General features: G+C 72.1%; 10 protein-coding genes and 1 tRNA gene. 4 read left to right on the top strand and 7 right to left on the bottom strand.

Annotation, left to right across the window (positions count from 1 at the left end; all coding sequences use genetic code 11):
- Positions 1 to 13 precede the first annotated feature (13 nt).
- Complete coding sequence (locus IRQ30_RS10820; RefSeq protein WP_193612888.1) at positions 14 to 505, bottom strand: YajQ family cyclic di-GMP-binding protein; 492 nt, start codon at positions 503 to 505, stop codon at positions 14 to 16.
- 103 nt (positions 506 to 608) lie between these two features.
- Between IRQ30_RS10820 and IRQ30_RS10815 the strand changes: the two genes are divergently transcribed.
- Positions 609 to 691 (top strand) — tRNA-Tyr (locus IRQ30_RS10815).
- A 75-nt stretch (positions 692 to 766) separates the two neighbouring features.
- On the opposite strand, the gene IRQ30_RS10810 is transcribed toward IRQ30_RS10815, so the two are convergent.
- Complete coding sequence (locus IRQ30_RS10810) at positions 767 to 1333, bottom strand: VanZ family protein (RefSeq protein WP_338089656.1); 567 nt, start codon at positions 1331 to 1333, stop codon at positions 767 to 769.
- Between the two features lie 267 nt (positions 1334 to 1600).
- On the opposite strand from IRQ30_RS10810, the gene IRQ30_RS10805 reads away from it, so the two are divergent.
- The gene (locus IRQ30_RS10805; protein WP_193612887.1) at positions 1601 to 3250 is read left to right on the top strand and encodes an FAD-binding dehydrogenase; all 1650 of its coding nucleotides are present in this window, start codon (positions 1601 to 1603) and stop codon (positions 3248 to 3250) included.
- 108 nt (positions 3251 to 3358) lie between these two features.
- Positions 3359 to 4084 carry a hypothetical protein gene (locus IRQ30_RS10800; protein WP_193612886.1) on the top strand — a complete coding sequence of 242 codons (726 nt, stop codon included), beginning with the start codon at positions 3359 to 3361 and terminating at the stop codon, positions 4082 to 4084.
- Between the two features lie 6 nt (positions 4085 to 4090).
- Here the strand turns inward: IRQ30_RS10800 and IRQ30_RS10795 are convergent, their stop codons facing one another.
- The 4 genes from IRQ30_RS10795 to IRQ30_RS10780 are packed head-to-tail and all read right to left on the bottom strand — an operon-like array spanning position 4091 to position 7496.
- Positions 4091 to 5026, bottom strand: a complete 936-nt coding sequence (locus IRQ30_RS10795) for a metallophosphoesterase (protein WP_193612885.1) — start codon at positions 5024 to 5026, stop codon at positions 4091 to 4093.
- A 14-nt stretch (positions 5027 to 5040) separates the two neighbouring features.
- Positions 5041 to 5508 (bottom strand): nitroreductase family deazaflavin-dependent oxidoreductase, encoded by a 468-nt coding sequence (locus IRQ30_RS10790; RefSeq protein WP_193612884.1) that lies wholly within the window; start codon positions 5506 to 5508, stop codon positions 5041 to 5043.
- A gap of 33 nt (positions 5509 to 5541) precedes the next feature.
- Entirely contained in the window at positions 5542 to 6672 is a 1131-nt protein-coding gene (gene fahA / locus IRQ30_RS10785; RefSeq protein WP_193612883.1) for a fumarylacetoacetase, read from the bottom strand.
- Positions 6669 to 7496 carry a hypothetical protein gene (locus IRQ30_RS10780; RefSeq protein WP_193612882.1) on the bottom strand — a complete coding sequence of 276 codons (828 nt, stop codon included), beginning with the start codon at positions 7494 to 7496 and terminating at the stop codon, positions 6669 to 6671. The genes fahA and IRQ30_RS10780 overlap by 4 nt, the downstream gene beginning before the upstream one ends.
- A gap of 80 nt (positions 7497 to 7576) precedes the next feature.
- Between IRQ30_RS10780 and IRQ30_RS10775 the strand changes: the two genes are divergently transcribed.
- Positions 7577 to 8752, top strand: a complete 1176-nt coding sequence (locus IRQ30_RS10775; protein WP_193612881.1) for a homogentisate 1,2-dioxygenase — start codon at positions 7577 to 7579, stop codon at positions 8750 to 8752.
- A 33-nt stretch (positions 8753 to 8785) separates the two neighbouring features.
- Here the strand turns inward: IRQ30_RS10775 and IRQ30_RS10770 are convergent, their stop codons facing one another.
- On the bottom strand, positions 8786 to 9706 hold the full coding sequence (locus IRQ30_RS10770) for a DUF2189 domain-containing protein (protein WP_193612880.1): 921 nt from the start codon (positions 9704 to 9706) through the stop codon (positions 8786 to 8788).
- Positions 9707 to 9770 lie beyond the last annotated feature (64 nt).

The following is a 9770-nucleotide window of genomic DNA, read 5'->3' as shown; positions in this document are numbered from 1 at the left end:
TCCTGCGGATCCGTCAGCGGTAGTTGGTGAACTGCACCGCGAAGTCGTAGTCCTGCGACTTCACCAGCGCCTGCACGGCCTGGAGGTCGTCGCGCTTCTTCGACGAGACCCGCAGCTCGTCGCCCTGGATCTGCGCCTTGACGCCCTTGGGGCCCTCGTCGCGGATCAGCTTGGAGATCTTCTTGGCGTCCTCCGACGAGATGCCCTCCTTGAGCGCGATCGCGATCTTGGAGACCGTGCCGGACTGGCGCGGCTCGGAGGGGTCGATGACCTTGAGCGACACGTCGCGCTTGATCAGCTTGCCCTTGAAGACGTCGAGGACGGCGCTGGCGCGGTCGTCGGCGGAGGCGGTGATCTCGATCGCCTCGTCGCCGAGCCACTCGATGCTCGCCCCCGTGCCCTTGAAGTCGAAGCGGGTCGAGATCTCGCGCGCGGTCTGGCCCAGCGCGTTGTCGACCTCCTGCCGGTCGTACTTGCTCACGATGTCGAAGGACGAGTCGCCCATCTGGCTCACCTGCTCCTGGTCTGCGGTTTTTCGTTCGCGGTTGTGGCTGCGCTATTGTTTCGCCTCGTTGCCGACCAGCCAAACACCCGGTCGTCGAACACCCGGCAGGTTGCCCGAGCGGCCAATGGGAACGGACTGTAAATCCGTCGGCTTATGCCTACGCAGGTTCGAATCCTGCACCTGCCACAGAGCGCCAGATGTTCTGGCCGAGGACCCCCACCGGTCGGTGGGGGTCCTCTGCGTCTCCCGGAGGGCCGCTCGTCACTCCCAGCGGAAGCGGTCGACCAGGCGCGGGGCGCGCGGGACCTGCGTCAGCGCGAGCAGCAGACCGTTGCCGACCGCGGCGCCGACGACGTTGAACGCGAGGTCGTTGACGTCGGCGACGTGGCCGCCGCCCAGGAGGTGCGCGGTGACGTAGTGGCTCAGCTCGATGCCCATGCTGAACACCGCGGCCCCCGCCAGCACCCGCCACCACGGCCAGCGGGGGAGCGCCAGCAGGAGGAGCGCCCCGAGGGGCACGAAGACCGCGATGTTCGTCAGGGCGTCCGCGGCCTCGTAGTCGACCAGCGGCGTGACCACGAGGTAGGTGTGCCACGGAACGGACGCGGCGGGCTTGTCCAGGTAGATCGGGAACACCGTGTTGGCGACGACTCCCGCGACGTAGACGCTCAGCGCGAGCGCCACCGCCGCGCGAGGCAGCGTGAGCAGCCCTCGACGCCGCAGGTGCCACACGAGCACGCCCAGGGTCGCCACCCCGAGCGGCACCACCACCGGAAGGACCGGGACCTCGTCGAACAACTCGTCCTGCTCCCACTCGCGCACGGGCACGCCCGGGTGGCGACCACGGACTCCATCCTCGTCGCGCGCTGCACACCTCGCCTCACTCCCAGGTACCGACCGACGGACACGAGGATGAGACGAGGGTGTCGACGTCGCCGGACGCGACGGATCCGACAGGTCCGGGCCTCGGGCCGCCCGACCTCCCGGCACGCGGGGACGGCATGCTAGGCGCCGTACCGGGGGGCGCGACGCTGCCCCGCGACGTGAGGGGGCTCCCGGACGAGCCGTGAGCGCCCCGTGAGAGAAGGAGTCCTGGTGGACGCAGACGTGGTGGTGGTGGGAGCCGGCCTCGCCGGGCTGGTGGCGGCCGCGGAGGCCGCGGACGCCGGCCGCTCGGTCGTCCTGGTCGACCAGGAGGGCGAGCAGAACCTCGGCGGGCAGGCGTTCTGGAGCCTCGGCGGGCTGTTCCTCGTCGACAGCCCAGAGCAGCGCAGGATGGGCGTCAAGGACTCCCACGAGCTCGCCTGGCAGGACTGGCTGGGCAGCGCCCAGTTCGACCGCGAGGAGGACCGCTGGCCGCGTGCCTGGGCCGAGGCGTACGTCGACTTCGCGGCCGGCGAGAAGCGCTCGTGGCTGCGCGAGATGGGCCACCGCCTCTTCCCCGTCGTCGGCTGGGCCGAGCGCGGCGACGGCCGCGCCGACGGCCACGGCAACTCGGTGCCCCGCTTCCACATCACGTGGGGGACCGGGCCCGGCGTGGTCGACCCGTTCGAGCGACGGGTCCGCGCGCACGTCGCCGCCGGCCGGATCACCTTCGCCTTCCGGCACCGCGTCGACGGGCTGGTCGTCGAGGCCGACGCCTGCGTCGGCGTCCACGGCCGCGTCCTCGAGCCGAGCTCGGTCGACCGCGGCCGGCCGAGCTCGCGTGTCGAGGTGGCCGACTTCGAGATCCGCGGCCAGGCCGTGGTCGTCACCAGCGGTGGCATCGGCGGCAACCACGAGCTGGTGCGCAAGGCCTGGCCCGAGCGTCTCGGCGCCCCGCCGAGGACGATGGTCTCCGGCGTGCCCGCCCACGTCGACGGCCGGATGCTGGCGATCACCCAGGACGCCGGCGCCCACGTGATCAACCCCGACCGGATGTGGCACTACGTCGAGGGCATCCGCAACTGGGACCCGATCTGGGAGAACCACGGGATCCGGATCCTGCCCGGCCCCTCGTCGCTGTGGCTCGACGCCACCGGCAAGCGGCTGCCTGCGCCGTACTACCCGGGCTTCGACACCCTCGGCACGCTCACCCACCTGCGGACGACCGGCTACGACTACTCGTGGTTCGTGCTCACGCAGAAGATCATCGAGAAGGAGTTCGCGCTGTCGGGCTCCGAGCAGAACCCCGACCTGACCGGCAAGGACGTCAAGCTCCTGCTCTCCCGGATCAAGAAGGGCGCCCCCGGCCCGGTCGAGCGCTTCAAGGAGCACGGCGAGGACTTCGTGGTCGCGGACTCGCTGGGCGAGCTGGTCGCCGGCATGAACCGCGTCGGCGACGAGCCGCTGATCGACGAGGCCTCCCTGCGCACGCTGATCGAGGCCCGCGACCGCGAGCTGGACAACGACTTCACCAAGGACGCCCAGCTGACGGCCATCCGCGGCGCCCGCAACTACCGGGGCGACAAGCTGATCCGGGTCGCGACGCCGCACAAGATCCTGGACCCGAAGGCCGGGCCGCTGATCGCCGTACGGCTCAACATCCTGTCGCGCAAGACCCTCGGCGGGCTGGAGACCGACCTGCAGGGTCGCTGCCTGCGGGCGGACGGCACGCCGTTCCCGGGGCTGTACGCCGCCGGCGAGGTCAACGGCTTCGGGGGTGGCGGGATGATGGGCTACAACGCGCTGGAGGGCACCTTCCTCGGCGGCTGCCTCTTCTCGGGGCGGGTCGCCGGCCGCGCTGCGGCAGGGGCGGTCGGCTGACCCGCCACCGGTGACCGGTCGCCCCGCGGGCAATCCGGTGGGGCGACCGCGACGAAGAGGGGGTACGGCGGCCCACCCGGGGTCCTCGGTCCGACCGGAAGGTCCTCCATGAAGCTCCCCAGTCCCTCGATGTTCGTCAGCGTCGCCGCCCTCGTCGTCGCCGCCAGCGGGACGTCGTACGCCGTCGCGTCGATCGGCTCGGCCGACATCCGCAACAACTCGATCCGCTCCCTCGACGTGAAGAACGAGTCGCTGCTGAGCCGCGACGTGCGTGACGGGGCGCTGCGCGCCCGCGACTTCGCCCCGGGCCAGCTCCCGAAGGGCGCCCAGGGCGACATGGGCCCGGCGGGCATCGGCCGGTGGGCGCTGGTGGACCGCGAGGCCGGCATCGTGGCGCAGTCGGGTGGCTTCGAGGTGCGCTCCGGCTACGACATCGTCAACAACACGGGCGCTCCGGTGCCCGGCGGCGCCGTGGGCAACGTCTACCTCGACGCCAACGAGGACCTCAGCGACAACGGCATCGTGGTCTCGATCGCCCTGCAGAACAAGCTGGACCAGAACAACGACACGATCCTCAACGGCCGCGGGGGACTCGCCGACGGCAACCCGGAGTTCTCCGGCGAGATCACCGCGACCAAGTGCAACATCCCCTCGGTCGTCGCGTGCGCGCCGGTCGGCGCCGACAACGACGAGCACCTCGTCGTGAGCCCGCGGATGAGCGACGGGACCGTGACGGTCACCGGCGACGGCACGGCGGCGAACCCCAACACCCACAAGCGCTTCTACGTGGTCATCACCGGCGACTCCTCCGACTACGTCGCGCCGGCCGCCTGATCCCGGTCAGCGCGGGGTGTGGTCCTCGTGCTGGTTGTTGAAGTCGGAGTCCTTGCGTGACAGCGCCTCGCGGCGCTCCTCCGGCGTCAGTGCCTCGAGCTGGGCGATGACGTCGGAGGGGTAGCCGCTGACCTCGGGCGCGTGCGCGAGGGGGACGACGGTGTGCACGATCCGGTCGCCGTAGACGTGGGTCATGGTGAGGGCCGTGTGGCCGTCGACCCCGGACACGAAGCGGCTGTCCGGCGCCGGGTCGGAGGTGTAGCAGGAGGCCGAGGCCACGCTGACGGGCACGCCCGCGAACTCCGAGTACGTCGAGTAGTGCAGGTGGCCGCCCAGGATCTGGCGCACGTCGGTGCCGCGGACGACCTCCTCCAGCCGGTGCTGGTCGAGCAGCTCGATCAGCTCGGCGGCCCGCAGCATCGGCACCGGGATCGGCGGGTGGTGCATGGCGATCACCGTGCCGTGCTCCGCCGGGGTGGCCAGCACGTCCGCGAGCCACGAGAGCTGGCTGTCCTCGAGGTCGCCGTGGTGGTAGCCCGGGACGCTGGTGTCCAGCGCCACGATGCGCAGCCCGTCGACCTCGTGGACCCGGTCCTGGGGGCCGTGGGCCTTCTCGCCGAACAGCGCGGCGGCGTACTCCGAGCGCTCGTCGTGGTTGCCCATCGTCCACACCACCTGCGCGCCCATCGCCTCCGCCGCGGGCTCGACGAGCTCGCGCAGCCGGTGGTACGCCGCCGGCTCGGCCTTGTCGGCCAGGTCGCCGGTGAACACCAGGACCTGAGGGGCGACCTCGAGGTTGGCGAGACGCTGGAGCGCCAGGTGCAGCCCGGCCTCGGGGTCGACCACGCCGTACTGGCGCACGCCGCCGGCCAGCAGGTGCGGGTCACTCAGGTGTGCGATGACGTGCGAGGGCGCGGGGTGCTGGCCGAACTGCGCGTACATGCCCGAAACCCTAGTCAGACGGGCTCGAGGTGGAACACCGGGATGACGCGGCTGGTCCGCTCCTCGTACTTCGCGAAGTTGGGCCAGGTCCGCAGCATCACCTGCCAGAGATCGGCCCGCTCCTCGCCCTCCACCTCGCGCCAGGTGACCTCGCGCTCGACGCCCTTGAAGCGGATGGTCGCGGTCGTCGTGGCCCGGAGGTTGTTGACCCACAGGGGCATCTTCGGCCCGCCGAAGTAGGACCCCGCGACCAGGAACCCGGAGTCGTGAGGGACGCACAGCAGCGGGGTGGTGCGCGGGATGCCGCTCTTGCGGCCCGGCACGGTCAGCGCCAGGTTGGGCAGCCCGGCGACGTCCAGGATCGTGACCCGGCCGCGCGTGAGTCGCTGCAGCCGGGTGTCGGTCCACACCACCTGCGGCAGCAGTCGCGGCATCCACGAGAGCGCGCCGATGCGCACGGCGAGCGGAGTCAGCAGTCCCATGGGTGCAGCGTAGGGCCGGGACGAGAACCTGTTCTAGCGAACGGCCGGCTCGATCCGGCCGCGCACCTCGCCCAGGGTGAGGCGCCCGCCCTCGGTCGAGGGGGCGGAGTAGCGCAGCACGACCTCGTCGCCGTCCTCGAGGAAGGTGCGTCCCTCGCCCCAGGGCTCCTTCCCGCCCCAGCTGAGCTCGAGCAGCGAGCCCCGCTGGTCGGCCTCCGGGCCGCTGATGGTGCCCGAGGCGAACAGGTCGCCCGGTCGCAGCGACGCGCCGTTGGCGGTCAGGTGGGCGAGCATCTGGGCGGGCGACCAGTACATCGAGGAGTACGGGGGTCGGCTCACGACCTCGCCGTCGATCTCCACCTCGACGTCGATGTCGAGCCCGCGGGCCCGGTCGGGCGCGAGGTAGTCGAGCGGACGCGGATCCTGGCCCGGCAGGTCGACCCAGGCCGCGTCCAGCGCGGCGAGCGGCGTGACCCAGTGGGAGATGGAGGTCGCGAAGGACTTGCCGAGGAACGGCCCGAGCGGGACGTACTCCCACGCCTGGATGTCGCGCGCCGACCAGTCGTTGAGCCCCACCACGCCGAAGACGTGCCGGGCGAAGTCGTCGTGCGCCACGGGCTCCCCGAGCGGGGAGCCGGCGCCGACCACGAAGCCCAGCTCGGCCTCGATGTCGAGCCGCCGGCTGGGGCCGAAGTCGGGGGCGTCGGCGTCCGGGGGCTTGCGCTGGCCGCTCGGGCGCACGATCGGGGTGCCGCTGGGCACGACGGTGCCGGCGCGCCCGTGGTAGCCGACCGGGAGGTGGCGCCAGTTGGGCAGCAGCGGCTCCTGGTCGGGGCGGAAGATGCGGCCCACGTTGGACGCGTGGTGCAGCGAGGCGTAGAAGTCGACGTAGTCGGCGACCTCGAACGGCAGGTGCAGCGTGACGTCCTCGAGGGCGTAGGACATCGTGTCGGCCTCGGCGGCCGCCCGAGCCTGCTCGCGCACCTCGGCCCAGACGTCCGGGCCGAGCGCCATCAGCGCGTTGAGCGAGCCGGTGGCCAGGACGCTCCGGCCGGTGGCGACGTGCAGGTCGAGCACCCGGCTACCCACCCTCACGCCGACCCGCGGCGCCTGGCCGGCGGGGGAGAAGACCCCGTAGGGGAGGTGGGGCAGCTCGGGGCTCACGGGACCAGCCCCAGGGTGCGCAGGTCGGCCAGCGGCTCGGCGACCGAGCAGGAGCCGAACGACGTGAACCACCGCCGCGTGCCCGTCAGGCCGCGCGCGGCGAGCACGGAGCCGTCCCGCTCCTCGAGCGTCGCGACGACCTCGTCGTGCGGCGCACCGTCGAAGGCCAGCCGGGTCGCGGCCAGCACGTTGAGGAAGCCATGGCCGGAGTCGTGGCGAACGGCGTGGTGCAGGCCCGCGGTGCACTTGAACGGCGTCTCGCGGTCGAGCGCGGCGTCGATCCAGGCGGCGAGCGTCGCGGACGACGGGACCTGGTGGGCCTCGACGCCGCCGGTGCGGAGCTTGAGGCGCAGCTCGGCGCCGGCCACCTCGTCCGCGGCCTGCCGCCAGGAGTGGCCCGGCTCGACCTGGGGCAGCTCGACGTGGACGGGCACGTCGTCGTCGAGCGAGCCCTCCGCGCGGGCCGCGTCGACGGCCGCGATGACGCGGCGGGCGTTGCCGGCCAGGTCGTCGAGGTCGCGCAGCGCGACCTCCAGCCCGGCCAGGCGCAGCCCGAGGCGCTCGCACAGCGCGGCGGGACCGGCGAGCTGCCCGGCGCCCCCGGTCACGACGACCGACAGCGGTGCGTCGAAGCCGCGCACCTGCGGGAGGTCGGTGTCACGCAGGACGAACGTGCCGACGATGCCGGCACCCTGCTCGGCGGTGCGGGCGGCGTAGGCGGCCGTCGCCTCGCTCAGGGGCGCGTCGCCCGGCGGGAAGATGGCGGCGTCGTCGACCAGGCCGGACCAGAGGTCGTCGAGCGCGGGTTCCGAGAGTGAGGACACCCGGCTACTCTAGCCAGAGGCCAGATAGCGGACACAAGCGTCCGCTGAGCGGACGCACGAGGACGGGACAGGAGCACGCCATGGCGTACTACCGGCAGGTCGGCGAGGTGCCCCCAAAGCGGCACATCCAGTTCCGCGGCCCGGCGGGGCGGCTCTACCACGAGGAGCTGATGGGCGAGGAGGGCTTCTCGTCCGACTCCGCGCTGCTCTACCACCGCGGCGTCCCCTCGGCGATCGTGGCGAGCGAGGTCTGGGAGCTGCCCGACCAGACGACCGCTCCCAACCACCCCCTCAAGCCGCGCCACCTCCGCCTGCACGACGTCGAGACGTCGGGCGACGCCGTGACCGGCCGGCGGCTGGTGCTCGGCAACAGCGACGTGCGGATCGGCTACGTCGTCACCGGCACCGAGCCGTCCGCGCTCTACCGCAACGCCACCGGTGACGAGTGCGTCTACGTCGAGGCCGGCGCGGGCACGGTCGAGACCGTCTTCGGCACGGTCGCCTACCGCGCCGGCGACTACGTCGTGATCCCCCGGGCGACCACCCACCGCTGGGTGCCGTCGGAGGCCAGCCGTCTCTACGCCATCGAGTCCAACAGCCACATCGCGCCGCCGAAGCGCTACCTGTCGCGCTACGGCCAGCTGCTCGAGCACGCGCCGTACTCCGAGCGCGACCTGCACGGCCCGGAGACTCCGCACCTCGAGGAGGGCGCGGACGTCGACGTGCTGGTCAAGCACCGCGCCGGGGGTCGGATCCTCGGCTCGCGGATGACCTACGCGACCCACCCGTTCGACGTCGTCGGCTGGGACGGCTGCCTCTACCCCTACACGTTCAACATCGACGACTACATGCCGATCACCGGCAAGATCCACCAGCCGCCGCCGGTGCACCAGGTCTTCGAGGGTCACCGCTTCGTGGTGTGCAACTTCCTGCCCCGCAAGGTCGACTACCACCCGCTGTCGGTGCCGGTGCCCTACTACCACTCCAACGTCGACAGCGACGAGGTCATGTTCTACGTCGGCGGCGACTACGAGGCGCGCAAGGGCTCGGGCATCGGGCTCGGCTCCATCTCCCTGCACCCCGGCGGGTACGCCCACGGGCCCCAGCCGTCGGCGATCGAGGCGTCGCTGGGCGCGGAGTTCTTCGAGGAGTCGGCCGTCATGGTCGACACCTTCGCCCCGCTCGACCTCGGCGAGGCCGCGCTGGCGTGCGAGGACCCCGCCTACGCCTGGACGTGGAGCAGGGACCTGCCCTGAGGGCAGGTCCCCGCGTCTGATGCTGCGTCCGGGTCAGGCCGCGACGGGCTGCCCGGTGAGGTGCTTGTACGTGTAGGCGCTGCCCAGCAGGAAGATCGGCAGCGTCACCAGCAGGCCGACACCACAGGCGAGGGCACCCGCGCCGGCGACGAGGCCGCCGACGATGTACCAGATGAGCGCCGTGCCGATGTTGTCCTTGACGAGGTTGAAGCTGGCCGTGATCGCCTCGATCGGCGAAAGGCCCTTGTCCATCACGAAGTACAGGCTGTAGCTGGTGAAGAAGCCGATCACCAGGCCCGGCAGGTAGCACAGGATCGTGCCGACGAACGTCGCCGCGGCGATGATCAGGCTGGTCACCAGCACCGGGCCGATACGGTCGAACCGGAAGACCGTCGAGGTGAGGAACGGCTTGCCCTCGGTCACGTCGAGGGACGCCCGGATCAGGCCGGCACCGACGACCTGTGCCGCGATGAGGATGAGCGCCACCGTCAGCGCGGCGACGAACAGGACCATGAGGAAGCCGCTGCCGTCCTCGTACCTCGTCACTCCCGTCTCCGGGTCGATCGTGTACTCCGCCGAGCTGAGCAGGGCCGACTGCAGGCCGATGCCGACGCCGGCCATGACCGCGATCGCCGCCAGCATCGCCAGCGAGGCGAGGATGATCTGGCCGACGTTCGCCTGGAACTTGCTCCAGCCGTAGCTGAGGGCCGCGCCGACGTCCCAGCCGGACCCGGCCTGCGGCGGTCCGCCGTACGCGCCCGGAGGCGTCGCGCCCCAGCCGCCCGTGGCGGGCGGGGGCGGAGGCGGGGCGCCGTAGCCACCGGCCGGGGGCGCCGGCGGCGGGGGAGCGCCGAAGCCGTCCGCCGGGGGCGGCGGGGGCGGTGGGGGAGTCTCGCCACCGCCGGCGGGCGGCTCGGGGGGAGGGTTCTCTCCAGGGGGTCCGTAGTTCGACATCGAGGCTCCTTCGGTGGGCCCGCGCAGGGTCGGGGGTGCGCTGGGCTGCGCCTGAAACTAGCGG

The organism is Nocardioides lijunqiniae, from assembly GCF_015024225.1.
GTDB lineage: Bacteria > Actinomycetota > Actinomycetes > Propionibacteriales > Nocardioidaceae > Nocardioides > Nocardioides lijunqiniae.
This window is presented reverse-complemented; position numbering and strand designations above follow the sequence as displayed.

Bases quoted from the DNA above. Each gene is read 5' to 3' on its own strand.
- IRQ30_RS10820 (WP_193612888.1), bottom strand. From the start codon at position 505: ATGGGCGACTCGTCCTTCGACATCGTGAGCAAGTACGACCGGCAGGAG.
- IRQ30_RS10770 (WP_193612880.1), bottom strand. From the start codon at position 9,706: ATGTCGAACTACGGACCCCCTGGAGAGAACCCTCCCCCCGAGCCGCCC.
- IRQ30_RS10790 (WP_193612884.1), bottom strand. From the start codon at position 5,508: ATGGGACTGCTGACTCCGCTCGCCGTGCGCATCGGCGCGCTCTCGTGG.
- IRQ30_RS10775 (WP_193612881.1), top strand. From the start codon at position 7,577: ATGGCGTACTACCGGCAGGTCGGCGAGGTGCCCCCAAAGCGGCACATC.
- IRQ30_RS10795 (WP_193612885.1), bottom strand. From the start codon at position 5,026: ATGTACGCGCAGTTCGGCCAGCACCCCGCGCCCTCGCACGTCATCGCA.
- IRQ30_RS10800 (WP_193612886.1), top strand. From the start codon at position 3,359: ATGAAGCTCCCCAGTCCCTCGATGTTCGTCAGCGTCGCCGCCCTCGTC.